Raw genomic sequence first — 24,600 nt, 5'->3', positions numbered from 1 at the left:
TTGAAGGCGATTGCCAACAAGGATCAACCTTGCCACGTTGGTAAGGTCAAGTCCCGATTTTTTCGGTTCGACGTCGTCTAGCGAGCTTCTATTTGATCTAACGCCCGATCAACTGACGCTTTGGCCATATCGACGAGATGAACCACTGACATGGCCAGGTCGCGCTTGACACCTATCAGGTTTTCCGCGCTTTCGCAGGCAGTGGCTGTGGCACAACGCAGAAGGCCAGAGGCATGGGCCAAGGCTTCTTCGAGGGATTTGTTGGGTGGATCGGGGGTGACTTTGAGCATCATAGTTTTCCCATGGTGATAACCCCCATTTCCCGCTGCTAAACGGAAATTGGGTGGTGACTTTGACGCGGGTTAGCAGACCGGTACCACGGGAAACCCGGCGCGCTCGAAAGCGCCCCACGCAAAGTCACCATAGGGTGAAGATGCAGAGATTTCGTGAGTGTTCAGGCTGCTAAACCCGATCGCTGAAGTTCAGCGACGGCCGCAGATTAGACACCGAGATCACGACGCACAAGCGGCTGAGAGTGTCTCGGAAATGCCCTGCACAAGAAAGAGAGAGCGCTGTAAGAAAGGGGCTACAAAGCAGGAAATGTGTTGCAGGAAATGGCTCCCGACTCACTGGCGGCGGGAGCACGAAAGGCGGTTGATCAATAATTCAGCTCGGCTTTTTTCAGGTACATGCCATTGGGCCCGGAAGCGATGCGGTACTTGAGAACGTCATGGGCATTGATGTGCAGCCGGGTATTGTTCTGTGCTTCGATGCCTGGTGAGCAGCCCGGTGTCTGGGTGGGCAGTACCCGCAAGCGCACGGAAACATCGCCCGCAGGCAGGTTGAAAGAGCGTGTTTCTTCCTGAAATAAGCGGCCCACCAATTGATCCTGCATGTAAATTCCAATTTCGCAGGGTGTGCCGACTTCCAGCCGCTCGCGAGAAATGATGAGTACGCCGTAATCCTCATCGGCCTGAGCCCAGGAGGCGCAAGCCAGCAGGCCGAGAAAACCGAAAAGACGAGGGGCTGACCAGCGCATGGCCGAATCTCCTGATGGTCGTTGATGAAACACTTTGGCTCAGGGTGGCGCTGAATGCCAGCCCGGCAGGTTCAGGAGAAACTTGACCTTGCCATGGTGGGAAGGTCAAAGATGCTGTCATTCACTGTTTTTTACTCAACCGAGGAGTCACCGACATGCAAGTGTTCAATGTTCAAGGCATGACCTGTGGCCACTGCGTTCGTGCAGTGACCCACGCCATCAAGGGCGAAGACCCGGCGGCGGATGTGCAGGTTGATCTGGCCAAAGGGGAAGTGGCAGTGCAGAGCCAATTGCCCGCCGAGCAGATCATCAGTCTGATCGTGGAAGAGGGCTACACCGCGAAAATCGCGTGAACGATCAACGCGTTTCTGATCGTTCCCATGCAGGGCGTGGTAACACCGCTCAGGACGCTCCGCGTCCACTGCCGTTGTGACGCGGAGCGTCACGGGCGGCATATCCACGCAGAGCGTGGGCACGATCAACGTCAAAGGCAAGTCGAGTGTTCCTAGTACGCTCGATCAGTAGTGATACCACTTCAACTCCAGCATCACCTCATTCACGGGCGACGTCAGCTCACTGAACTGACGTTGCGCACTCAGCCGCAGCCCTAGATTGCGCGACAACTCCCACTGCTGATTCAGGCTGATCGTGCGTCGGACCTCGCCATTGGTGAAGTAGTCCCCTTTACCTTCAACGCTCAGATTCCCCAGCGGATTGCGCCACAGTACCCCAGTGTCAAAGCCTGCGGCCGGTGACACGAACGCATCGAAATCATTGTTGTGCTCGACCCGCACCGTGCCCAATGCGAAGCCCAGTGCGTCGTCCCCCAATTTCCAGGTGCCCCCCGCGCCGCCGTTGACATGGCTGACCAGATTCTCGTCGCCATGCTTGCCCAGTACTCGCTCCAACCCGCCCGTCACTTGCCAGGACCACGGCTGGAGCAGCTCGTTGCGTGGCGTGAGCGAACGGATGGTCGCTAGATCCAGCCGCTGCACCTGCCATGTGTTGTTCTCATACTGGCGCAGTTTCAGTTGCAGGATTTCAATCTGCGCACCGAGCGGGAAGCCATAAGCGTTGTCGTTCAAATCGTGATACGCCATGCGCAGGCCGTATTCGGCAAATGCCTTGTCATCACGCGTGCCGACACCCAACTGCCAGGTGCGCGACTCATGGCCATCTTCCGGCAAACCGGGGCGCTCGATCTGCAGCGCAGGTGGCGGGTTGGTGCTGATCGCGCGCAGCAATTCATAGCTGCGCTGGGCGCGCTCGGGGTCCCGCTCCTGGCCGTTGGCGCGATACCGCTCGAGCCGATACGCGGCATCCTGAATCAATGCGCGACGATCTTTCGCCAAGGCCAGGTACTGCGGATTCTGCATTTGCTGTTGATCTGCACTGACCTTGAGCACCCACTGTTTTTCATCATGGTTCAACGGCTCGGCTCGGCTCAGCAGTTCGCGCTCCTTGGAGGGGCGGTAGTCGATTTTCTCCACCAGCCCTGCGTCTTTCACGGCGCGCACTGTGTCCGTCGGGATGGCTGTCAGACGAAACTGCGGCGTCAGGTTCAAGCTCGGGCGAGCCACTTGCAGCAGCTCCAGCAGACGGTACGAACAATTCTCGTCGAAGAAGAAATAACCGAAGCGAATCTGTTTGAGCTCCCACACATGCTCGACCATGCGCCGGGTTTCTTCCGACGTCAGGTTGAGGCGGTACTCCCACAGGTCGCGGTTCTCCAGGCTACGGTACTCAGAAAGCTTTTCCTGATAGGGCACCAGCGCGAACAGGCCCGGGTAGCCCCCCATCAAGCCTTTCCAGGCGTAGAGAATGCTGTTGTCCGAACCTTCGATATAGGCGCCAAAGTTAATGGCGTAACTGAGCAACGCTGTCTGGTTTTCCTGCACGCCTTTCTGATCGATGCGCAGCAGGGTGTGGCCGAACATCGACGAGGGGCTGTTGAGATAGGCAGCAGGGAAGATCAGTACCGTGCTGTCCGGCGCGACATCGGAAAACCACTTGTTGAATTCTTTGCAATCGACGGCTGGCAGGTCCGTCAACTTGAGTTCGTCGCGCAGAAAGCGTGTGCGCGAAGGGTAAACGCATTGCGGATGAAGATCTTCCTTGCCTTGCACCACGGGGCGATAGATCGCCTCAAGCGTGGCGGCCAGTTCGGCTTTCGGGTCATGGGCGCCGTTGGTGGCGAGGAAGAATTTCGGATCATCGACGTAACTTCGCCAACCGCCCAGCTTGGCAGATTCGTAGTGGCCGATGGAGATCCAGAAACGGGAGTCGGCCAATTGCTGCAAACGATCGTTGTCAACGTGAGGCGCGGCATACAGCGGGGCGCAGACACACAGCGCCAGCCAGGCAAGGCGTTTGAGCATAGAGTGGCAACTAGTCAGAAATGGACAGAGGCATTAGGGGCCTGCCCTCCGAAGAGGGCAGGTGGTGTAGCGTTTTAAGCTTGTGTCGCGTATTTGGCCAGCGTTGGATCGTTTTTCAGCACGTCCAGGGTGTTGCTGTGGACGTCTTCAGCGGTGGCATCTGCCTTGTTGAAGATCTGCGAGTAGTGCTCGTGGGTGACAGCAGCGAAGTGCGCACGGTCTTCCGGTTTGACGCCCAGTACCACCGCGTAGGTGGTCAGCGCTTCACCTTGGCCCATGGCCATGTCTTTGGAGAGCTCATCCATCATGCCGTTCATGGCGAACCAGGATTTGCCGCCATAGGTCAGCGCGCTATTGGTGGAGCAGCCGTTGGTGCCCGAGGTCATGCCGAACGTGGCGTTACCGGAGGTGCCGTTGGTGGTAGACGCAAGGAAGTGAGCCGGAGTGCCGCGTTGGCCTTCGAACAGCATGTTACCCCAGCCACAATCTGGACCGCCTGGCGCTTGGGCCATAGCGTTCAGGGATGCAGCGGCGAGGAGAGTACCAAGAAGAATCCGTTTCATAGCTTTAGTCTCTGTTGTTTCAACCAAGGGTCAGAAGCCTGGCCAGAATGGCGCCAGGGAGGGCCGGTTTATCGAATTGTTACCGACCGCGCAGGTTGGAGTTTAGGCACGTTCTGAATGTTCCGTGGGTAAATACAGTTTATTCATGTAATCCCAGTATTTGGAGCATGTAGGTCGCTTCCCTGTGCGAAAAACGAATCCCTCAGTTCTTGCCTTGCCAGTCTGGTGCACCGAGCGCCAGAATGCCCCCATCTGCCCCGCCTGATGTAAGGATGTCCGATGCCCGATTCTGTAGCTGCCAGCCTGCGACTAGCGCCCGAGGCGCTGACCCGTCCCTTTTCCGCTGAACAGTTCAGCTTCACGACAACCAACGATCTGGAACCCTTTCGCGGCGTGCTCGGCCAGGAACGAGCAGTCGAGGCCTTACAGTTCGGGGTCGCCATGCCGCGCCCCGGTTACAATGTTTTCGTCATGGGCGAGCCCGGCACGGGTCGCTTCTCTTTCGTCAAGCGCTACCTCAAAGCGGAAGGCAAGCGCCTGCAGACCCCCTCCGACTGGGTTTACGTCAATAACTTCGACGAGCCGCGCGAACCGCGTGCGGTGGAGTTGCCGCCGGGCAGTGCCAGTGCGTTCATGGCAGACATCAACGGACTGATCGACAATCTTCTGTCGACCTTTCCCGCGGTCTTCGAGCATCCGTCCTACCAGCAGAAGAAGAGCGCCATCGACCGCGCCTTTAATCAGCGCTATGACCGTGCACTGGATGTCATCGAGCGCCTGGCGCTGGAGAAGGACATTGCGCTGTACCGCGACAGCAGCAATATCGCCTTCACCCCGATGCTCGATGGTAAAGCCCTGGACGAGGCCGAGTTTTCGCAGTTGCCGGATGCCGAACGTGAACGGTTCCATAGCGATATTTCAGCGCTGGAAGAGCGGCTGAACGAAGAGCTGGCCAGCCTGCCGCAGTGGAAACGCGAATCCAGCAATCAGCTTCGCCAGTTGAACGAAGAAACCATCATTCTGGCATTGCAGCCCTTGTTGGCACCGCTTTCGGAGCAGTACGCCGAAAATGCTGCCGTGTGCGCGTACCTGCAAGCGATGCAGGTCAACCTGCTGAAGACCGTGGTCGAGCAACTGGTCGATGACAGCAAGAGCGATGCTCAGGCGCGCAAGTTGCTGGAAGAGCAATACTGCCCCAGCCTGGTCGTGGGGCATTCGGCCAGCGGTGGCGCGCCCGTGGTTTTCGAGCCGCACCCGACCTACGACAACCTGTTCGGGCGCATCGAATACAGCACTGATCAGGGCGCGCTGTACACCACCTACCGCCAGTTGCGGCCAGGGGCTTTCCATCGCGCCAACGGCGGCTTTCTGATTCTTGAAGCCGAGAAAATGCTCAGCGAGCCCTTCGTGTGGGACGCACTCAAGCGTTCGCTGCAATCACGCAAGTTGAAAATGGAATCGCCGCTGGGCGAGCTGGGGCGGATTGCCACGGTCACGCTGACACCGCAGACCATCCCTTTGCAGGTCAAAGTCATCATCATCGGCGCGCGGTCCTTGTACTACACGCTGCAAGACCTCGATCCGGACTTCCAGGAGATGTTCCGGGTGCTGGTGGATTTCGATGAAGACATTCCGATGGTGGACGAGAGCCTGGAGCAATTTGCCCAGTTGCTCAAAACCCGCACCTCGGAGGAGGGGATGGCGCCGCTCACCGCCGATGCGGTGGCGCGTCTGGCCACCTACAGCGCGCGCCTCGCCGAGCACCAGGGGCGTTTGTCGGCGCGCATCGGCGACCTGTTTCAACTGGTCAGTGAAGCCGACTTCATTCGCAGCCTGGCCAACGATGAGCGGACCGATGCCGGGCACATCGAGCGTGCGCTGAAGGCCAAGGCCACGCGTACAGGCCGTGTTTCGGCGCGCATTCTCGACGACATGCTCGCTGGAATCATCCTGATCGACACCGCAGGCGCGGCCGTTGGCAAATGTAACGGGTTGACGGTGTTGGAGGTGGGCGACTCGGCGTTCGGTGTGCCGGCGCGGATTTCCGCTACGGTCTATCCCGGAGGCAGCGGCATCGTCGACATCGAGCGTGAGGTCAATCTCGGCCAGCCGATTCACTCCAAGGGGGTGATGATCCTGACCGGGTATCTGGGCAGTCGCTATGCGCAGGAATTCCCGCTGGCCATCTCCGCCAGCATTGCGCTGGAGCAATCCTATGGATACGTGGACGGCGACAGCGCGTCGCTGGGGGAGGTCTGCACGCTGATTTCCGCCTTGTCGAAAACCCCGCTCAAACAGTGCTTCGCGATCACGGGCTCTATCAACCAGTTCGGTGAAGTGCAAGCAGTGGGCGGGGTGAACGAGAAGATCGAAGGTTTCTTCCGACTTTGCGAAGCCCGCGGCCTGACAGGCGATCAGGGGGCGATCATTCCGCAGGCCAACGTGGCGACATTGATGCTCGATGAGCGTGTGCTGCAGGCCGTACGCGCGGGGCAGTTTCACGTCTACGCGGTGCGTCAGGTCGACGAGGCCTTGAGTCTGCTGGTGGGCGAACCTGTCGGCGAAGCGGACGAAAACGGAGAATTCCCGGAGAACTCTGTCAACGGGCGCGTGGTGGACCGGTTGCGCGATATCGCCGAAATGCTCAGTGAGGATGACCTCAAGGAGATCGAAAAAGAGGCGCCACAATTACAGCCTGAACTGAAGAGTTGAGGGTTTGACGTCAACAAAACCGGGCGTTTGATGGCTAAATGACCACTCGGCGCCCTTTTTTGTTTTCACTCTTTTCCTCGGGGGTGTTTGTTCGATATTGTCGGGCTACAGCAGTTGTCAAAAGGACTGACGCGTTTCCTTCGCTGTTTCAAGGAAATGAATACTGCAATCAATGGAGGAGCTCGCCATGCCGCGCAGCCTCTGTCTTACTCGTCAATGCCTGGGTCTGGTGACCCGTATCGAATGCGTGATTCGCCCCCTCTCGGGTGATAACGGCTTGTGGACCTTACTCTTCGCCGCCGGGATGTCGGGCGAACAACCTTCTGCACTGAAAGCTCAAGGGCCGTTTCATGGGCCGGTCGCGGCAGAATCGGTCCTGGACGCGATAGCCGAAAGCCTTGCGCTGCACGGTTATCAAACGGCAGAAGAGATTCCGATCTGGAGCCTTCATCTGCAAGGTGAGCTGCGAAGGATCAACGGTGGCGCTTCAACTGGCCATCGGCCTTCCCCTGGTCACTGACCTGACGTGCATTGGCGGGCGCTGCGTGGGCCGGTTGTGTGGGGCTACCACGCGGTGTCCGTGCAGTGTCCGCCTGCATTTCCCGGTTAATTGTTTCAACTCTTGTCGCGATGGGTTGTGCTCTGCAGCCTTCGCCCTATACTCGCGAGCTTTCAATTAACTGTGAGCTTCAATGGAACGTTTTATCGAAAATGCCATGTACGCATCGCGCTGGTTGCTGGCGCCGATCTATTTTGGTCTGTCTCTGGGGCTGCTGGCGCTGGCGCTGAAGTTCTTTCAGGAAATCGTCCACGTTCTGCCCAATGTGTTTTCGCTGGCCGAGTCTGACCTGATCCTGGTGCTGCTGTCGTTGATCGACATGGCGCTGGTGGGCGGCTTGCTGGTGATGGTGATGATTTCCGGCTACGAGAACTTCGTTTCGCAGTTGGACATCGACGAAACCAAGGAAAAGCTCAACTGGCTCGGCAAGATGGACTCCTCTTCCCTGAAGATGAAAGTCGCTGCCTCTATCGTCGCCATTTCGTCCATCCACCTGCTGCGCGTATTCATGGACGCCAAGAACATCGAAACCCAGTACCTGATGTGGTACGTGATCATTCACATGACCTTCGTTGTGTCGGCGTTTGCGATGGGCTACCTGGACAAACTGACCAAGCATTGAACCCTGGTCGTCGCATGCCTTGCAGCTGCCGGCCGGTGCTGCAAGGGATGCTTCTGAATGCGTCAAACGGACCAGCGGCCACCTCTCGGCCTTGTACTCTGGCAAGACTGAGCGAGACTTGTGATTCGTTCATCTTCATCCTGGATCAGCGAGGACGTTCTCATGAATCTTCAGGAACTGACCGACCACGCCAGCGCCGGTCGTATCGACGAACTCAATCTCATCTCGATCGAAGGCGGCATTTACCTGCTTGAAGCGCGCATGCATGGCGCAGCCCACCCGCTCATCGATGCTCAAGGCAAAACCCTGCACCTGCGCTCTGTCGAACATGCCCGGGAACTACTGCGTGCCATCACACCATTGCCTTTCAATTTGGTGCATGCGGTGGTTCACGACGAAATGTGCGGCATCCGCGACAGCGAAGAGCAGACGGTGCGCGTGCCGCTGTCAATCCGCTCGGCGTGGTAGGTCATGACCGCGCATGGTGGCTTGTGCTAGGCTGCTCGGCCTTTTAGTTCAGGGCGCCCGCGGGCGTTCTTCAAGCGGAGCAGCATCATGTCCGAAGTCAATCTGTCCACCGACGAGACCCGCGTCAGCTACGGCATTGGCCGCCAGTTGGGCGACCAGTTGCGCGACAACCCGCCGCCGGGTGTCAGCCTGGACGCCATCCTGGCCGGCCTTACGGACGCCTTCGGTGGCCAGCCAAGCCGTGTCAACCAGGAAGACATGGCCGCCAGCTTCAAAGTCATCCGCGAAATCATGCAGGCCGAAGCCGCTGCCAAAGCCGAAGCCGCGGCGGGCGAGGGCAAAGCCTACCTGGCAGAAAACGCCAAGCGTGAAGGCGTGACGACCTTGGCCTCCGGTCTGCAATTCGAAGTGATTACCCAAGGTGAAGGCGCCCAGCCTACCCGCGAAAGCAACGTGCGGACTCACTACCACGGCACGCTGATCGACGGCACTGTGTTCGACAGTTCCTACGATCGTGGTCAACCGGCGGAATTTCCGGTGGGCGGCGTGATCGCCGGCTGGACGGAAGCCCTGCAACTGATGAAAGCGGGTAGCAAATGGCGTCTGCATGTGCCGAGCGAACTGGCGTATGGCGCTCAAGGCGTTGGCAGCATTCCGCCGCACAGCGTACTGGTATTCGACGTCGAACTGCTTGACGTGCTCTAAGCTTCACGTCTCAAGCCTAAGCTGGGCATCGCCGTGTGGGCCTTGGGGGCCCCATCGGCGATGCCCGGCTTTTTTTCTGCCATCAGTGAAGTTCACACGCTGGCCGTAACGCGCGGGCATAGCAGAAGAGAAACAGGCTGCGCACCATTTCCTTCTGCACTCCCGGCTCGCACGAACTGAGGCTATGCACGTCCAGATCACCCTGATCCCGCAGTTCATCCAGTGCCTCTGCCTCCAGCACGGCGCACACCTCGCCGGTTTCGCGGTGCAGGATACGCAAGTAAGGATGCGGCCGGTCCAGCCAGGCATCAATCAGATAAGTCATGTTCGTTCTCCTTGAAAGACTCCAATGAGAATAATTCTTATCTTTGAAATAGCAAGGATCTATTTGAGATTAATTCGCATTCTGTTGCCGGGTTGATCTGTATCAGGGCTTCTCGTCGTGATAGTGCCGTGCGGCGTGTCGATCGTGTAAATCCCGCGGCTACAAAAAAGCCCGTCGCAAGGACGGGCTTCAGCAGAACGAGCGCGTGTCAGTGCGTGCGCGCGACAGCGAACTCGCTCAGCTCGACCAGCGCATCACGGTATTCGCTGGCTGGCAAGACGTCCAGGCAGGCGATGGCGCGAGCCACGTAGTCGCGGGCCAACTTGGCGGTGTAGTCCAGCGCCCCGGACTGTTCCACGGCTTCGCGGATGGCGTCGAGGTCTTCCAGGCCACCTTTCTGAATGGCTTTACGGACCAGCGCCGCTTGCTCGGGAGTGCCTTCGCGCATGGTGTAGATCAGTGGCAAGGTCGGTTTGCCTTCCGCCAGATCGTCACCGATGTTCTTACCCATGGTTTCGGCATCGCCGCGGTAGTCGAGCAAGTCGTCCACCAACTGGAACGCCACGCCCAGGTGATCGCCGAACGTGCGCAAGGCTTCACGCTGGTCGGGGCTGGCTTCAGCGAGTGCGGCGGCGCTGTGGGTCGAGGCTTCGAACAGCATGGCCGTCTTGCCGCGAATCACTTCCATGTAGGTCTCTTCGGTGGTGCTGGCGTCGCGAACCTTGGACAGTTGCAGGACTTCCCCTTCGGCAATGACCCGTGTGGCCTGGGACAGGATCTTCATCACCGGCATCGAGCCCAGTTCGACCATCATCTCGAACGACCGGGAGTAGAGGAAATCACCCACCAGCACGCTTGGCGCATTGCCCCACATGGCATTGGCGGTGGAACGCCCCCGGCGCATGCCCGACATGTCGACGACGTCGTCATGCAGGAGCGTGGCGGTGTGCAGGAATTCAATGGTGGCGGCCAGCAGCCGCAGATTGTCCCCGCCGCTGCCCAAGGCCTTGCCGCACAGCAGCACCAGCAGCGGGCGCAGGCGCTTGCCGCCAGCGGAGGTGATGTAGTCGCCGATTTTGGAGACCAGCGGCACGCGCGACGTCAGCTGCTTCTTGATAATGTGGTCGACGGCGGTAAAGTCGTCTGCCACAGCGCGATAGAAGGCTTGAGGTTGCATCAGCGAGGCGTGCTCCGTACAGGGTTGCGCGGCATGCTAGGTGGCAGGCCCCACCCTGTCAAGGCGTGACGTAAGGCCGCTTGCAAGGGTGCCGCGCCTTGCGTACAATCGCGCACCCTAACTTTCCTGGGCAGCACCTGCCTTACGCAATTGCATGATGAGCCTTTCCAGCCGCATGCAGCCATGCCAGCCGATACTCTTCCTATAAAGAGCTGGGTGAGCAGGATTTTCGGAGATATACCATGTCGTATGCAGTAATCGTTACTGGTGGCAAGCAGTACAAAGTCGCCCCAGGTGAATACCTGAAAATTGAAAAACTGGAAGTCGCTACTGGCGAAACCGTTACCTTCGACCGCGTTCTGCTGGTTGGCAACGGTGACGACGTCAATATCGGCGCTCCAGTCGTTGCCGGTGCTACCGTTTCGGCTGAAGTCGTGTCGCAAGGCCGTCACGATAAGGTCCGCATCATCAAGTTCCGTCGCCGTAAGCACCACATGAAGCGTATGGGCCACCGCCAGTGGTTCACCGAGATCAAAATCACCGGTATCCAGGCCTGATTTTCAGCCTGATACCCTTATAGGAGTATTGAACTCATGGCACACAAAAAAGCTGGTGGTAGTACCCGTAACGGTCGCGACTCAGAAGCCAAACGACTTGGCGTGAAGATGTACGGCGGCCAGGTCATCGTTCCGGGCAACATCATCGTGCGTCAACGCGGCACTCAGTTCCACGCTGGCTACGGCGTTGGCATGGGCAAGGATCACACCCTGTTCGCTAAAGTCGAAGGCGTGATCAAGTTCGAAGTCAAAGGCGCCTTCGGTCGTCGTTATGTAAGCATCGTGCCAAAGACTGAAGTCGCGGCATAATCTTGCAGTTTCAAGCCACTTGATCGCGTCGTAGCTTTCACGTTGCTTGAGCAGAAAGGCCCTGTCGATGACAGGGCTTTTTCGTTTGTAGAAGCTCTGGTTTGGTGAGTCTCTTGCAAAGCTGTTTGTGTGGGCCGTTGTGGTGTGCAATCGCTGGTTTTCAATCGGTATCGCAACGCTCATCTTTGCAAGAGCCTTATGAATTTATGTTGTTTGCTCGTCTTTGTGACGGGAGGCGTGCGTTATGAAATTTGTTGATGAAGTATCCATTCGAGTGAAGGCCGGCGACGGCGGCAACGGTTGCATGAGTTTCCGTCGCGAAAAGTTCATCGAGAACGGCGGCCCCAATGGTGGCGACGGTGGCGATGGTGGGTCGGTGTACATGGTGGCCGACGATAACCTGAACACGCTGGTCGACTACCGCTACACTCGCCACTTCGAAGCCGAGCGTGGTTCGAATGGCGGCAGCACCGACTGCACGGGGCGCAAGGGTGAGGATCTGGTGCTGCGCGTGCCGGTGGGCACGACGGTGATCGATTCGAGCACCCAGGAAGTGATCGGCGACCTGACCAAGGCGGGCCAGCGTCTGATGGTGGTGCAGGGTGGTTGGCACGGGCTGGGCAACACCCGCTTCAAATCCAGTACCAACCGTGCGCCACGCCAGACCACTCCTGGCAAGCCGGGGGAGCAGCGTGACCTGAAACTGGAAATGAAAGTACTGGCCGATGTTGGCCTGCTTGGCTTGCCGAACGCCGGGAAAAGTACCTTCATTCGTTCGGTTTCGGCCGCCAAGCCCAAGGTTGCCGACTATCCCTTTACCACACTGGTGCCCAATCTGGGTGTGGTCAGTGTCGATCGCTGGAAAAGCTTCGTCATTGCCGACATTCCAGGTTTGATCGAAGGGGCGTCGGACGGCGCGGGCCTTGGTATTCGTTTCCTCAAGCACTTGGCGCGTACTCGCTTGCTGCTGCACCTGGTCGACATGGCGCCTCTGGACGGCAGTGATCCAGCCGATGCTGCTGAAGTGATCGTCAATGAGTTGGTCAAGTTCAGCCCAGCGCTGTCGGATCGCGATCGCTGGCTGGTACTGAACAAGTGCGACACGGTGCTCGAGGAAGAGCATGACGCAATCAAACAAGCCATTGTCGAGCGTTTGAACTGGACGGGGCCGGTCTACGTCATCTCGGCCATTGCCAAGCAGGGCACCGAGCGTCTGGGGCACGACATCATGCGTTATCTGGAAGATCGTGCCGACCGCCTGGCCAATGACCCTGCATACGCCGAAGAGCTGGCCGAATTGGATCAGCGCATCGAGGACGAGGCTCGGGCCCAGTTGCAAGCGCTGGACGACAAACGTGCCTTGCGCCGCAGTGGCGTGAAGAGCGTGCATGACATGGGTGATGATGATTGGGATGATGATTTCGAGGACGACGAAGACGGTCCGGAAATCATTTACGTCCGTGAGTGATCGACTGAAGTAAACTACAACGCCGCTGAATCAGCGGCGTTTTAGTATCTTGGATTTGTACTCTCTGGCTTAAGGTTGAAAGATCATGCGGAGCAAGGTGACAGGTGCCCAGCGTTGGGTTGTGAAGATCGGAAGTGCGCTGCTGACGGCGGACGGCAAGGGTCTTGATCGCAACGCAATGGGTGTTTGGGTCGAGCAGATGGTGGCCCTGCACGAGGCGGGCGTCGAGCTGGTTCTGGTGTCTTCCGGCGCGGTGGCCGCTGGAATGAGTCGCCTGGGCTGGGCTGCACGACCGAGTGCCATGCATGAGCTTCAAGCCGCGGCGGCGATTGGTCAGATGGGGTTGGTGCAGGCCTGGGAATCCAGTTTTGCCGACCATGGTCGCAAAACGGCGCAGATTCTCCTGACCCACGACGACCTTTCCGACCGCAAGCGTTACCTGAATGCCCGTAGCACACTGCGTACCCTGGTGGAGCTCGGGGTGGTGCCGGTCATTAACGAAAACGACACCGTAGTCACCGACGAGATCCGCTTCGGCGACAACGATACGCTGGCTGCCCTCGTGGCTAATCTGGTCGAGGCCGATCTGCTGGTCATTCTGACCGACCGGGATGGCATGTTCGATGCCGATCCTCGCAATAATCCACAAGCGCAGTTGATTTACGAGGCCCGCGCCGACGATCCTGCGTTGGACGCTGTCGCCGGTGGTACGGGAGGTGCGCTGGGGCGTGGTGGCATGCAGACCAAGCTGCGCGCGGCGCGACTGGCTGCACGGTCCGGTGCCCACACCGTCATTGTGGGTGGGCGCATCGAGCGCGTCCTTGCGCGTCTCAAGGCGGGCGAGCAGTTGGGCACGCTGTTGTCGCCGGAGCGCGGCATGCTGGCGGCGCGCAAACAGTGGCTGGCAGGGCATCTGCAGACCCGTGGAACCCTGGTTTTGGATGATGGCGCCGTGAAAGCGCTGACCGAAAGCAACAAAAGCCTGCTGCCTGTGGGGGTCAAGGTGGTTCAGGGCAGTTTCCGTCGCGGCGAGATGGTTGTGTGTGTCGCGGCTGATGGCCGTGAAATCGCCCGCGGTTTGAGCAACTACAGCGCCCTGGAAGCGCAGAAGATCATCGGTCAGCCATCGGACGCCATCGTCACGGAGTTGGGGTATATGGCCGAGCCAGAACTGGTTCATCGCGATAACCTGATTCTGGTGTGAGTGCGCTTTTTGAAGTGAGGGGAAATCGCTATGCGAGTTGTGAGAGGGATGCTGGGTGCATTGCTGATGTTGCCACTGCTGGCGTCGGCAGAAGAAATCGGTCAGGTGTCGACCGTGTTCAAGTTCGTTGGCCCGAATGATCGGATCGTGGTTGAGGCGTTCGATGATCCCAAGGTCGATGGCGTGACGTGCTACCTGTCGCGCGCCAAGACTGGCGGGCTGAAAGGCGGCCTTGGGTTGGCCGAAGATCGTGCCGAAGCGTCCATTGCGTGTCGTCAGGTCGGCCCCATTCACTTCAAGGGTGAGTTGAAGGATGGTGATGAAGTGTTCAAGGAGCGCACGTCGCTGGTATTCAAGACCATGCAAGTGGTGCGTTTCCTGGACAAGAAGCGCAATACACTCGTGTATCTGGTCTACAGCGACCGCTTGATCGAGGGGAGCCCGCAAAACGCGGTCACTGCGATTCCCATTTTGCCTTGGGCGCCTGCGCCGGCCCCTTGAGCGCGAAGGGGTGCGTGGCGTGGGGTGCGCTGCTTCAAGGCTCGCCTCCCTCCCCACGCAGGCGTTTCCAGTGAGTCTCTAGCATGCGCTGCTGACGTTCAGACAATAAAAAACCGACCCTGAGGTCGGTTTTTTATTTAAGCGGTCGCTTAGGCAGCAGCTTGGTTCAGCGCCTTGACGTGACCGTTCAGGCGGCTCTTATGACGAGCGGCCTTGTTCTTGTGGATGATGCCTTTATCGGCCATGCGGTCGATAACTGGCACAGCCAGAACGTAAGCAGCTTGTGCTTTGGCAGCGTCTTTGGCGTCGATGGCTTTGACTACGTTCTTGATGTAGGTACGAACCATGGAACGCAGGCTGGCGTTGTGGCTGCGACGCTTCTCAGCCTGTTTTGCACGTTTTTTGGCGGAAGGTGAGTTGGCCACCGTCGAGCTCCTCGAAAGACTTGGTAAATAGCGAACAAAATAGGCCGCGAATCATGCCGATGAGTTGGGTGCTTGTCAAGGGCGGATGATACGCTCCGCTGAGTGGTCGCCAATGGCTGCCGGGGTGATTTCTTTCCGGCGTACGACCTGTAAACTCGCGGGTTTTGGCTCAGCGCTGTTTTCAGCGGCGCGGAGTATCGCATAAATGGAACGCGCATTGGCGCTTCCTTTGGTCGGGCACACACACTTTAGATGAATCTCCTCAAATCGCTTGCCGCCGTCAGCTCCATCACCATGCTTTCGCGGGTGTTGGGCTTCATCCGCGACACCATCATCGCTCGCGCATTCGGCGCAGGTATGGCAACGGACGCCTTTTTCATCGCGTTCAAACTGCCTAACCTGCTGCGGCGCATCTTCGCCGAGGGAGCCTTCTCTCAGGCCTTCGTACCCATCCTGGCGGAATACAAAAGCCAGCAAGGGGAGGAGGCGACGCGCACATTCGTTGCGTATGTGACGGGGCTACTGACCCTGGCACTGGCATTGGTCACGGTGCTGGGCATCGTCTTCGCGCCGTGGGTCATCTGGGCCACCGCGCCGGGCTTCGCCGATACGCCCGAGAAGTTCCAGCTCACCTCGGATCTTCTGCGGGTGACCTTTCCTTATATATTGCTGATTTCGCTCTCCTCGCTGGCTGGCGCCATCCTCAATACCTGGAACCGTTTTTCGGTGCCTGCCTTCGTGCCCACGTTGTTGAACCTGGCGATGATTTTCTTCGCACTGTTTCTGACCCCGTATTTTCATCCGCCTGTGATGGCGTTGGGGTGGGCAGTGCTGGTGGGAGGGCTGTTGCAGTTGCTGTATCAGCTGCCGCACTTGAAGAAAATCGGCATGCTGGTGCTCCCTCGGCTGAACCTCAAGGACACTGGCGTCTGGCGTGTCATGAAGCAAATGGTGCCGGCCATGCTAGGGGTGTCGGTCAGTCAGATTTCCCTGATCATCAACACCATCTTCGCCTCCTTTCTTGTCGCTGGCTCCGTTTCCTGGATGTACTACGCCGACCGCCTGATGGAGCTCCCGTCGGGTGTGCTCGGGGTAGCATTGGGCACCATCCTGCTGCCCATACTCTCCAAGACGTACGCCAGCAAGGATCGTCAGGAGTATTCGAGGATCCTCGACTGGGGGCTGCGTCTGTGTTTCGTGCTGGTACTGCCTTGCACCCTGGCGCTTGGGCTGTTGGCCGAGCCGCTGACGGTTTCGCTGTTTCAATACGGCCGGTTCGACGATCACGATGCCCTCATGACGCAACGCGCGCTGATCGGCTATGCCGTCGGGCTGCTGGGGATCATTGTGGTGAAAGTCCTGGCACCGGGCTTCTACGCCCAGCAAAACATTCGCACGCCTGTGAAGATCGCGATGTTTACGCTGGTCGTGACCCAAGCCTTCAACGTCGTGTTCGTTTATGGCGTGCATCTGGCCCATGCCGGGTTGGCCTTGGCGATCAGCGTAGGGGCATGCCTGAACGCGCTGTTGCTGTACTGGCAATTACGTAAACAGAAGCTCTACCAGCCGCAGGCCGGGTGGCCGATGTTTCTGCTCAAACTGTCGCTTGCCGTGGCTGTCATGTCTGCGGTGTTGCTGGGCCTGATGCAGGTCATGCCTGCGTGGTCGGAGGGGCAGATGCTGGCGCGCTTCCTGCGCCTGGGTGGGCTGGTCGCCGCTGGCGTGCTCGCCTATTTCGGGATGCTGATACTGCTGGGCTTCCGCCTACGGCACTTCGCTCGCAAAGCAATCATGTAGGATCAGTCGTCGGTTTTTGCCGGTTAAAGCCGATTGTTGAGGTTTGCCTGAATGTGTCGCCTGTCGTTGGCGTCAGTGTATGGTTATAATCGGCCACTTTATGAGCAAGAAGCGCGTTATGCAGCTGGTTCGAGGCCTTCACAACCTGCACTCCCACCAGAGAGGGTGCGTCGCCACCATTGGCAATTTCGACGGTGTTCACCGCGGCCACCAGGCTATCCTGGCAAGGTTGCGCGAGCGCGCCCTCGAATTGGGCCTGCCCAGTTGTGTCGTGATTTTCGAGCCCCAGCCCCGTGAGTTCTTTGCACCGGATACTGCTCCGGCCCGGCTGGCCCGCCTGCGCGACAAGCTCGACCTGCTGGCCGCCGAGGGCATCGACAGGGTGCTCTGCCTCACGTTCAATTATCAGCTCAGCAAGCTGCGCGCGACGGAGTTCGTCGACACGGTATTGATCGATGGCCTGGGCGTGAAGCATCTGGAAGTCGGCGACGACTTCCGTTTCGGCTGTGACAGGATCGGCGATTTCGACTTCCTGCAACGGGTCGGCGCGGAGAAGGGCTTTACCGTCGAAGCGGCGCAGACCGTGGAAATCGACGGCGTGCGGGTCAGCAGCACGCAGGTGCGCAACGCGCTGGCCGCAGGCGATTTCAAGCTGGCCGAGCGTCTGCTGGGCCGCCCGTTCGAAATCACTGGGCGGGTGTTGCATGGCCAGAAGCTGGCTCGCCAGTTAGGCACGCCCACCGCCAACGTGCAGCTCAAGCGTCGCCGCGTACCGCTCAGTGGTGTGTACCTGGTGAGTGCCGAAATCGACGGCAAGGTCTGGCCGGGCGTCGCGAACATCGGTGTGCGCCCGACGGTGGCGGGGGACGGACGCCCTCACCTCGAGATACATCTTCTGGATTTTGCCGGTGATATCTACGGCCGGCGACTGACGGTGGTCTTCCACCAAAAGCTGCGTGATGAGCAGCGTTTTGCCTCACTCGAGGCACTCAAGACGGCGATCGATGCGGATGTCGCTGCCGCCCGTGCCCATTGGCATGGCTAACCGCTATTTACAGAGCCTGAAATGACCGACTACAAAGCCACGCTTAATCTTCCGGACACCGCCTTCCCGATGAAGGCCGGCCTGCCCCAGCGCGAGCCGCAAACTCTGCAGCGCTGGGACAGCATTGGCCTGTACCAGAAGCTGCGTGAAATTGGCAAGGACCGTCCCAAGTTCGTCCTGCACGACGGCCCTCCCTACGCCAACGGCAATATTCACATCGGTCATGCGGTCAACAAGATTCTCAAGGACATGATCGTCCGTTCGAAGACCCTTGCCGGGTTCGACGCCCCTTACGTGCCGGGCTGGGACTGCCATGGCCTGCCGATCGAGCACAAGGTCGAGGTCACCCATGGCAAGAATCTGCCTGCGGACAAGACCCGAGAGCTGTGCCGCGCCTACGCCGCCGAGCAGATCGAAGGCCAGAAGGCCGAGTTCATTCGCCTGGGTGTTCTCGGTGACTGGGCCAACCCGTATCGCACCATGGATTTCGCCAACGAAGCCGGGGAAATCCGTGCGCTGGCAGAAATGGTCAAGAACGGCTTCGTGTTCAAGGGCCTGAAACCGGTGAACTGGTGCTTTGATTGTGGCTCGGCACTGGCTGAGGCGGAGGTCGAATACCAGGACAAGAAGTCGTCGACCATCGACGTGGCGTTCCCGATTGCCGATGCCGACAAGCTGGCAGCGGCGTTCGGTGTGCCGAGCCTGAGCAAACCGGCTGCCATCGTGATCTGGACCACCACGCCATGGACCATTCCGGCCAACCAGGCACTCAACGTTCACCCTGAGATCAGCTACGCGCTGGTCGACACGGGCGCGCGCCTGCTGGTATTGGCTGAAGAACTGGTCGAGGCCTGCCTTAAACGCTGGAGCCTCGAGGGTTCGGTGATTGCCACGGCGCAGGGTGCAGCGTTGGAACGCATCGACTTCCGCCATCCCTTCTACGACCGATTGTCGCCCGTCTACCTGGCGGAGTACGTCGAGCTGGGCGCAGGCACCGGGGTGGTTCACTCCGCACCGGCCTACGGCGAGGACGACTTCGTGACGTGCAAACAGTACGGCATGAAAAACGACGACATCCTGACCCCGGTCCAGAGCAACGGCGTCTACGCGCAGTCGCTGGAGTTCTTCGGCGGCCAGTTCATCTGGAAAGCCAACCCGGCGATCATCGAAAAGCTGCAGGAAGTGGGTGCGCTGCTGCACACCGAAACCATCACCCATAGCTACATGCATTGCTGGCGTCACAAGACCCCGCTGATCTACCGCGCTACCGCCCAGTGGTTCGTCGGCATGGACAAGCAGCCTGCATCGGGCGACACCCTGCGTGAGCGCGCCGTCAAAGCCATCGAAGAGACCAAGTTCGTACCGGCCTGGGGCCAGGCGCGTCTGCATTCGATGATCGCCAACCGCCCCGACTGGTGTATTTCGCGGCAACGCAACTGGGGCGTGCCGATCCCGTTTTTCCTGAACAAGGAAAGCGGCGAGCTGCACCCACGCACCGTCGAATTGATGGAAGTCGTCGCTCAACGCGTCGAGCAGGAAGGTATCGAAGCCTGGTTCAAGATGGACGCTGCCGAGCTGCTGGGCGATGAAGCCTCGCAGTACGACAAGATCACCGACACCCTCGACGTCTGGTTCGATTCGGGCACCACGCATTGGCATGTGCTGCGCGGTTCGCACCCCATGGGCCATCAGGCCGGGCCTCGTGCCGACCTGTACCTGGAAGGTTCGGACCAGCACCGTGGCTGGTTCCACTCCTCGCTGCTGACGGGATGCGCCATCGATGGCAACGCCCCTTATCGCGAGCTGCTCACCCATGGCTTCACCGTGGACGAGAACGGCCGCAAGATGTCCAAATCGCTGGGCAATGTCATCGCACCGCAAAAAGTCAACGACACCCTGGGCGCGGATATCCTGCGTCTGTGGGTTTCGGCGACCGATTATTCGGGTGAGATGGCCGTTTCGGAAACCATCCTGCAGCGCAGCGCCGATGCGTACCGCCGCATTCGCAACACCGCCCGCTTCCTGCTTTCCAACCTCAGTGGTTTCAACCCGGCCACCGATTTGTTGCCTGCCGAAGACATGCTGGCGCTGGATCGCTGGGCCGTCGACCGCGCGCTGCTGTTGCAGCGCGAGCTGGAAGAGCATTACAGCGAATACCGGTTCTGGAACGTCTACTCCAAAGTGCACAACTTCTGTGTGCAGGAACTGGGCGGGTTCTATCTGGACATCATCAAGGACCGCCAGTACACCACGGGTGCCAACAGCAAGGCTCGTCGTTCGTGTCAGACGGCTCTGTTTCATATCTCCGAAGCGCTGGTCCGCTGGATCGCACCGATCCTGGCGTTCACCGCCGACGAGCTGTGGCAGTACATGCCGGGCGAGCGCAACGAGTCGGTCATGCTCAATACCTGGTATGCCGGCCTGAGTGAGCTGCCCGAAGGCTTCGAGCTGGATCGCGCCTACTGGGAGCGGGTCATGGCGGTCAAGGCCGCCGTCAACAAGGAGCTGGAGAACCAGCGTACCCAGAAGGCCATTGGTGGCAACCTGCAAGCCGAAGTGACGCTGTATGCCGAAGACGCACTGACCGGCGACCTGAGCAAGCTGGGCGACGAGCTGCGTTTTGTACTGATCACCTCCAAGGCCAATGTCGCCCCATTCGCCAGCGCGCCTGCCGATGCAGTCGTCACCGAAGTGGCGGGGCTGAAACTGAAAGTGGTCAAGTCTGGCTATGCGAAGTGCGGTCGTTGCTGGCATTTCCGCGAAGATGTCGGCGCGAATGCCGAACACCCGGAAATCTGCGGGCGTTGCGTCGCCAACATCAGCGGTGCGGGCGAGGTTCGTCACTATGCCTAACGCGTCGGCTGGCCGCATGGGCCGTTTGAGCTGGCTGTGGTTGAGCGTGCTGGTCTTGATCATCGATCAGGCCAGCAAGTACTACTTCGAGCACTCGCTGAGCCTGTATCAGCAGATCGTGGTGATTCCCAGCTATTTCAGCTGGACGCTGGCCTACAACACCGGTGCCGCCTTCAGTTTCCTGGCCGACAGTTCAGGCTGGCAGCGCTGGCTGTTCGCCCTGATCGCCGTGGTGGTCAGTGCGGTTCTGGTGGTCTGGCTTAAGCGTCTGGGTCGCAACGAGACTTGGCTCGCCATCGCATTGGCGCTGGTGTTGGGCGGAGCGCTGGGTAACCTGTATGACCGTATCGTCATCGGCCACGTGATCGACTTCGTGTTGGTGCACTGGGATACCCGCTGGTATTTCCCGGCCTTCAACTTTGCCGACAGTGCGATCACCGTTGGTGCCATCATGCTTGCGTTGGACATGTTCAAGAGCAAGAAAACCGGAGAGCCCGTTCATGACTGAACACGCCACTCAGGAAACACGCATCGGTCAGAACACGGAAGTCACGCTGCATTTCGCCTTGCACCTGGAAAACGGTGACACGGTCGACAGCACCTTCGACAAGGCGCCGGCCACCTTCAAGGTCGGCGACGGCAACCTGCTGCCTGGCTTCGAGTCGATGATCTTCGGCCTGAAGGCAGGTGATAAGCGCAAGATCGAAGTGCCGCCGGAAAATGCCTTCGGTCAGCCCAATCCGCAAAACGTGCAGATCATGCCCCGCTCACAATTCCAGGGCATGGAACTGGCCGAAGGGCTGCTGGTGATCTTCAACGATGCGGCCAACACTGAGCTGCCCGGTGTGGTGAAAGCGTTTGACGACGAGCAGGTGACGGTCGATTTCAATCACCCGCTTTCAGGCAAGACATTGACCTTCGAGGTGGAGATTTTCGAGGTCAAACCGCTGTAAATGACCGAGCAGGGTCACAGGTAGGCGCTCGGCTGCTGGTGAGGGAGCTACGATCGACGACGCTGTCGAGGATCAAGCCCCATCGCGAGCGAGCCAGCGCCCACGACGGGCTTTACCGTTTTCGCTATTTCTTGCGCGCAAGATACGAGGCACATCATGCAAATCAAACTCGCCAACCCACGCGGTTTCTGTGCTGGGGTAGACCGCGCGATCGAAATCGTCAATCGCGCGCTGGAAGTGTTTGGCCCGCCCATCTACGTGCGCCATGAAGTGGTTCATAACAAATTCGTCGTCGAGGATTTGCGCAGCCGCGGCGCCGTCTTCGTCGAGGAGCTGGATCAGGTCCCCGACGATGTCATCGTGATCTTCAGCGCTCACGGCGTCTCGCAGGCAGTGCGCAGCGAAGCCGCTGGCCGTGGCCTTAAAGTCTTCGACGCCACGTGTCCGCTGGTGACCAAGGTGCATATCGAAGTGGCCCGTTACAGCCGCGATGGGCGCGAGTGCATTCTTATCGGTCATGAGGGGCACCCTGAAGTCGAAGGCACCATGGGGCAGTACGACGCCAGCAATGGCGGTGCGATCTATCTGGTCGAGGATGAAGAGGATGTTGCCAACCTTCAGGTCCAAAACCCGGAGAAGCTCGCTTTTGTCACACAGACGACGCTGTCGATGGATGACACCAGCCGGGTGATCGATGCGCTGCGCCTGCGTTTCCCAGCGATCGGCGGCCCGCGCAAGGATGATATCTGTTACGCCACCCAGAACCGCCAGGACGCGGTCAAGCAGCTCGCCGATGAGTGCGATGTGGTGCTGGTGGTGGGCAGCCCCAACAGCTCCAACTCCAACCGGCTGCGGGAGCTCGCCGAGCGTATGTCGACCCCTGCCTACCTGATCGATGGTGCTGAAGACATGCAGCGCAGTTGGTTCGATGGCGTCGAGCGCATCGGCATCACGGCGGGTGCGTCCGCCCCGGAAGTCCTGGTGCGGGGTGTGATTCAGCAATTGCAGGCGTGGGGCGCGACGGGGGCGGATGAACTTGCCGGTCGCGAGGAGAACATCACGTTCTCGATGCCCAAAGAGTTGCGGGTCAAGCAGGTTCAGTAACGCGGGTCAGGCGCAGGGTTCGATGCTGAATCCTTCGCTGCGCAGAGTCACCCTCCCGGTCACGGCGATCGCAATCTGAAAATGACTGGCGGGTGAGTCCTTGTGGCAGACGGCCAGCGTGCCGTTCGCGTTGTTCAGCAGCCTTCCGCTGCTGTCGAAGCCGACCTGGCTGGACACCCTGCCGTTGCCAATCACCTTCACGCGCCGATGCCCGTTACGCTCGGCCAGTGTCGTTTCATTCTCATCCCTGTATCGATTGCGATTGGTGTCAACGAACACGCTCCAGCCGTCACTCCAGCGCCCACCCGACGCCTGCACGATCACAGGGTAGCCACGCTGGATCGCCTCGACTCTCGCCATCCGCAACCCGGTGGTCAGTTGCTGAGCCGCGTCGTGTCGCCGCTGGGATTCGATCAGTGAGTGAAAGGCGGGCGTGGCGAGCACTGCCAGGATACCGACCACGACCAACCCCATCAGCAATTCGATCAGCGTCAGCCCTTTCTGCATGATTTGCCCTTTTCCCTGCATCGCAGTGCATCAGCAAACCCTTCAACGGCACGGCTGACAAGGGCGCCGATTGTCAGCCGATATGTCCGCAAGCTCCAGTAACACAACACCCCCGACGAAGCGCTCACCCTCGTCTTCAATGGTGTCTGCACGGTAATCGCAAAGGTAATTGCGGATGATGGCAAGGCAGTCTGGCGTCACCTTGATCGAAGTGTTGGTGGCGGTGCTGGTGTTGGCGGTGGGTGTTTTGGGGGTGTCGCTTCTGCAGGCCAATGCATTGAAGCAGACCGACAGCGCGTTGCGCGGCACGCAGGTGAGTTTTATCGCCCACGATTTGCTTGAGCGCATGCGCGCCAATCCAGATCCCCGTTACGCCCTCTCGTCCTTGGACCAGGCCCCTGCAATAGGGCAGCTGGACCAGCCCCGCAATCAGGACCTTTTCGATTTTGCGGACCAGTTGAAACGAGCCGTGGGCGAGGATGTAGAGGCGTCCGTTCAGCTAACGGGCAGTCAGGCCACGATTACGTTGGAGTGGGACGACAGCCGCGCCCACGCCCTCGAAAGTCAGCCTCGGCAACGGCTGACGGTGAGCAGCCACATTGGGCCGGAGCATTGGCCATGATGCGCCGGATGGTCGGGTTCGGGTTGATCGAAGCGCTGCTGGCATTGGTGCTTGGGCTCGTGATCACACTGGCGTTGACGCAACTGTTCATCGGTTCGAAACGCACGTACCTCAGCCAGGCCGCTTCGGCGGCCCTGCAGGAAGATGCCCGCTTTGTGCTGAGCAAAATGGCGGAGGACATACGCCTGGTGGGCATGTTCGGCTGCCTGCGGAGCATTCGCGACGAGAGCCAGGCCGGGCGCTTCTCCACGGCGTTCAACGCACCGTTGAAGTGGGACGCCGCACAGCGATCGTTGACACTGATCACAGCCTCAGTCGACCCCGCCCGAACGTGGCACGACTGGGTCATCCACACCGATTGCACCTCTTCGGCGGTGGCCTGGTCACGAGGACGCGCGCCGTCACTGTTGCCTGGTCAAATTGCGATGCCCATTCAACAGCATGTCTACCGCTTCAATGCGCAGCGCAACGAACTCACGCTCGATGGTCAGCCGTTGTTGAGTCATGTTCGGAACTTCACCGTGTTGTTCGGTGAAGCGGTTGGGGCCGATGTCCCCAGGGTCGCGCGTTACACCTCGCAACCCGATCCCGCACGGGTTCGAAGTGTGCGCATGAGCCTGGTGTTGTTCGACCCGTTGGATCACGCGCGGGAACAGACCTTTCACGCCGTTGCGGCCATTCGCAACCGATTGAATTGAGGAGGGCGG

27 protein-coding genes are annotated in these 24,600 nt (G+C 59.4%); 19 read left to right on the top strand and 8 right to left on the bottom strand.

Annotated features, from left to right (window positions below; all coding sequences use genetic code 11):
* Positions 1-77: 77 nt before the first annotated feature.
* Entirely contained in the window at positions 78-290 is a 213-nt protein-coding gene (locus DBP26_RS15775; protein ID WP_108237846.1) for a DUF3077 domain-containing protein, read from the bottom strand.
* Between the two features lie 368 nt (positions 291-658).
* Positions 659-1,039, bottom strand: a complete 381-nt coding sequence (locus DBP26_RS15770; RefSeq protein ID WP_108237847.1) for a hypothetical protein — start codon at positions 1,037-1,039, stop codon at positions 659-661.
* Positions 1,040-1,194: 155 nt separating this feature from the next.
* Between DBP26_RS15770 and DBP26_RS15765 the strand changes: the two genes are divergently transcribed.
* Positions 1,195-1,392 (top strand): cation transporter, encoded by a 198-nt coding sequence (locus DBP26_RS15765; protein ID WP_108237848.1) that lies wholly within the window; start codon positions 1,195-1,197, stop codon positions 1,390-1,392.
* Positions 1,393-1,557: 165 nt separating this feature from the next.
* Here DBP26_RS15765 and DBP26_RS15760 read toward each other — a convergent pair whose 3' ends face one another.
* Together DBP26_RS15760 and DBP26_RS15755 are read right to left on the bottom strand one after the other, a co-directional pair.
* The gene (locus DBP26_RS15760) at positions 1,558-3,417 is read right to left on the bottom strand and encodes a DUF4105 domain-containing protein (protein ID WP_108237849.1); all 1,860 of its coding nucleotides are present in this window, start codon (positions 3,415-3,417) and stop codon (positions 1,558-1,560) included.
* Between the two features lie 74 nt (positions 3,418-3,491).
* A complete protein-coding gene (locus tag DBP26_RS15755; protein ID WP_108237850.1) occupies positions 3,492-3,980 on the bottom strand; it encodes a DUF3015 domain-containing protein in 489 nt (162 codons plus the stop codon).
* A 279-nt stretch (positions 3,981-4,259) separates the two neighbouring features.
* On the opposite strand from DBP26_RS15755, the gene DBP26_RS15750 reads away from it, so the two are divergent.
* The 5 genes from DBP26_RS15750 to DBP26_RS15730 all read left to right on the top strand — a co-directional run bounded on the left by DBP26_RS15750 (position 4,260) and on the right by DBP26_RS15730 (position 9,046).
* On the top strand, positions 4,260-6,692 hold the full coding sequence (locus DBP26_RS15750; protein ID WP_108237851.1) for an AAA family ATPase: 2,433 nt from the start codon (positions 4,260-4,262) through the stop codon (positions 6,690-6,692).
* Between the two features lie 187 nt (positions 6,693-6,879).
* On the top strand, positions 6,880-7,212 hold the full coding sequence (locus tag DBP26_RS15745; protein WP_108237975.1) for a hypothetical protein: 333 nt from the start codon (positions 6,880-6,882) through the stop codon (positions 7,210-7,212).
* 172 nt (positions 7,213-7,384) lie between these two features.
* Positions 7,385-7,873, top strand: coding sequence for a TIGR00645 family protein (locus DBP26_RS15740; protein WP_108237852.1), 489 nt, complete (start codon positions 7,385-7,387; stop codon positions 7,871-7,873).
* A 162-nt stretch (positions 7,874-8,035) separates the two neighbouring features.
* Entirely contained in the window at positions 8,036-8,341 is a 306-nt protein-coding gene (locus tag DBP26_RS15735) for a DUF6482 family protein (protein ID WP_108237853.1), read from the top strand.
* 87 nt (positions 8,342-8,428) lie between these two features.
* Positions 8,429-9,046 (top strand): FKBP-type peptidyl-prolyl cis-trans isomerase, encoded by a 618-nt coding sequence (locus tag DBP26_RS15730; protein WP_108237854.1) that lies wholly within the window; start codon positions 8,429-8,431, stop codon positions 9,044-9,046.
* An 82-nt stretch (positions 9,047-9,128) separates the two neighbouring features.
* Here the strand turns inward: DBP26_RS15730 and DBP26_RS15725 are convergent, their stop codons facing one another.
* On the bottom strand, positions 9,129-9,371 hold the full coding sequence (locus DBP26_RS15725; protein WP_108237855.1) for a hypothetical protein: 243 nt from the start codon (positions 9,369-9,371) through the stop codon (positions 9,129-9,131).
* A 208-nt stretch (positions 9,372-9,579) separates the two neighbouring features.
* Positions 9,580-10,548, bottom strand: a complete 969-nt coding sequence (locus tag DBP26_RS15720) for a polyprenyl synthetase family protein (protein ID WP_108237856.1) — start codon at positions 10,546-10,548, stop codon at positions 9,580-9,582.
* Between the two features lie 242 nt (positions 10,549-10,790).
* On the opposite strand from DBP26_RS15720, the gene rplU reads away from it, so the two are divergent.
* The 5 genes from rplU to DBP26_RS15695 all read left to right on the top strand — a co-directional run bounded on the left by rplU (position 10,791) and on the right by DBP26_RS15695 (position 14,587).
* Positions 10,791-11,105: a 50S ribosomal protein L21 gene (rplU, locus tag DBP26_RS15715; protein WP_108237857.1), complete on the top strand. Its 315-nt coding sequence runs from the start codon at positions 10,791-10,793 to the stop codon at positions 11,103-11,105.
* A 36-nt stretch (positions 11,106-11,141) separates the two neighbouring features.
* Positions 11,142-11,414, top strand: coding sequence for a 50S ribosomal protein L27 (gene rpmA / locus DBP26_RS15710; RefSeq protein ID WP_108237858.1), 273 nt, complete (start codon positions 11,142-11,144; stop codon positions 11,412-11,414).
* Positions 11,415-11,658: 244 nt separating this feature from the next.
* On the top strand, positions 11,659-12,882 hold the full coding sequence (gene cgtA / locus DBP26_RS15705) for an Obg family GTPase CgtA (RefSeq protein ID WP_108237859.1): 1,224 nt from the start codon (positions 11,659-11,661) through the stop codon (positions 12,880-12,882).
* Positions 12,883-12,967: 85 nt separating this feature from the next.
* Positions 12,968-14,086, top strand: a complete 1,119-nt coding sequence (proB, locus tag DBP26_RS15700; protein WP_108237860.1) for a glutamate 5-kinase — start codon at positions 12,968-12,970, stop codon at positions 14,084-14,086.
* A 30-nt stretch (positions 14,087-14,116) separates the two neighbouring features.
* Positions 14,117-14,587 (top strand): CreA family protein, encoded by a 471-nt coding sequence (locus DBP26_RS15695; RefSeq protein WP_108237861.1) that lies wholly within the window; start codon positions 14,117-14,119, stop codon positions 14,585-14,587.
* 149 nt (positions 14,588-14,736) lie between these two features.
* Here the strand turns inward: DBP26_RS15695 and rpsT are convergent, their stop codons facing one another.
* On the bottom strand, positions 14,737-15,012 hold the full coding sequence (gene rpsT, locus DBP26_RS15690; RefSeq protein WP_108237862.1) for a 30S ribosomal protein S20: 276 nt from the start codon (positions 15,010-15,012) through the stop codon (positions 14,737-14,739).
* Positions 15,013-15,264: 252 nt separating this feature from the next.
* Between rpsT and murJ the strand changes: the two genes are divergently transcribed.
* From murJ to ispH, 6 genes are all read left to right on the top strand, one after another.
* On the top strand, positions 15,265-16,809 hold the full coding sequence (gene murJ / locus DBP26_RS15680) for a murein biosynthesis integral membrane protein MurJ (RefSeq protein ID WP_108237863.1): 1,545 nt from the start codon (positions 15,265-15,267) through the stop codon (positions 16,807-16,809).
* A gap of 118 nt (positions 16,810-16,927) precedes the next feature.
* The gene (gene ribF, locus DBP26_RS15675) at positions 16,928-17,854 is read left to right on the top strand and encodes a bifunctional riboflavin kinase/FAD synthetase (RefSeq protein WP_108237864.1); all 927 of its coding nucleotides are present in this window, start codon (positions 16,928-16,930) and stop codon (positions 17,852-17,854) included.
* A 21-nt stretch (positions 17,855-17,875) separates the two neighbouring features.
* Positions 17,876-20,707, top strand: a complete 2,832-nt coding sequence (ileS, locus tag DBP26_RS15670; RefSeq protein ID WP_108237865.1) for an isoleucine--tRNA ligase — start codon at positions 17,876-17,878, stop codon at positions 20,705-20,707.
* On the top strand, positions 20,700-21,215 hold the full coding sequence (gene lspA, locus DBP26_RS15665; RefSeq protein WP_108237866.1) for a signal peptidase II: 516 nt from the start codon (positions 20,700-20,702) through the stop codon (positions 21,213-21,215). The genes ileS and lspA overlap by 8 nt, the downstream gene beginning before the upstream one ends.
* Complete coding sequence (fkpB, locus tag DBP26_RS15660) at positions 21,208-21,660, top strand: FKBP-type peptidyl-prolyl cis-trans isomerase (protein ID WP_108237867.1); 453 nt, start codon at positions 21,208-21,210, stop codon at positions 21,658-21,660. The genes lspA and fkpB overlap by 8 nt, the downstream gene beginning before the upstream one ends.
* A gap of 156 nt (positions 21,661-21,816) precedes the next feature.
* Positions 21,817-22,764, top strand: a complete 948-nt coding sequence (ispH, locus tag DBP26_RS15655; RefSeq protein WP_108237868.1) for a 4-hydroxy-3-methylbut-2-enyl diphosphate reductase — start codon at positions 21,817-21,819, stop codon at positions 22,762-22,764.
* A 6-nt stretch (positions 22,765-22,770) separates the two neighbouring features.
* On the opposite strand, the gene DBP26_RS15650 is transcribed toward ispH, so the two are convergent.
* A complete protein-coding gene (locus DBP26_RS15650) occupies positions 22,771-23,271 on the bottom strand; it encodes a GspH/FimT family pseudopilin (RefSeq protein ID WP_158541425.1) in 501 nt (166 codons plus the stop codon).
* 175 nt (positions 23,272-23,446) lie between these two features.
* Here DBP26_RS15650 and pilV point away from each other — a divergent pair, with 175 nt between their 5' ends.
* Together pilV and DBP26_RS15640 are read left to right on the top strand one after the other, a co-directional pair.
* On the top strand, positions 23,447-23,893 hold the full coding sequence (gene pilV, locus DBP26_RS15645) for a type IV pilus modification protein PilV (protein WP_108237870.1): 447 nt from the start codon (positions 23,447-23,449) through the stop codon (positions 23,891-23,893).
* Positions 23,890-24,591, top strand: a complete 702-nt coding sequence (locus DBP26_RS15640) for a pilus assembly protein PilW (RefSeq protein ID WP_108237871.1) — start codon at positions 23,890-23,892, stop codon at positions 24,589-24,591. The genes pilV and DBP26_RS15640 overlap by 4 nt, the downstream gene beginning before the upstream one ends.
* The last annotated feature ends 9 nt before the right edge of the window (positions 24,592-24,600 follow it).

The organism is Pseudomonas sp. RIT409 (genome assembly GCF_003052515.2).
Lineage (GTDB): Bacteria > Pseudomonadota > Gammaproteobacteria > Pseudomonadales > Pseudomonadaceae > Aquipseudomonas.
Note: the sequence above shows the minus strand (reverse complement) of the source record. Positions and strands in the feature narration are given on the sequence as shown.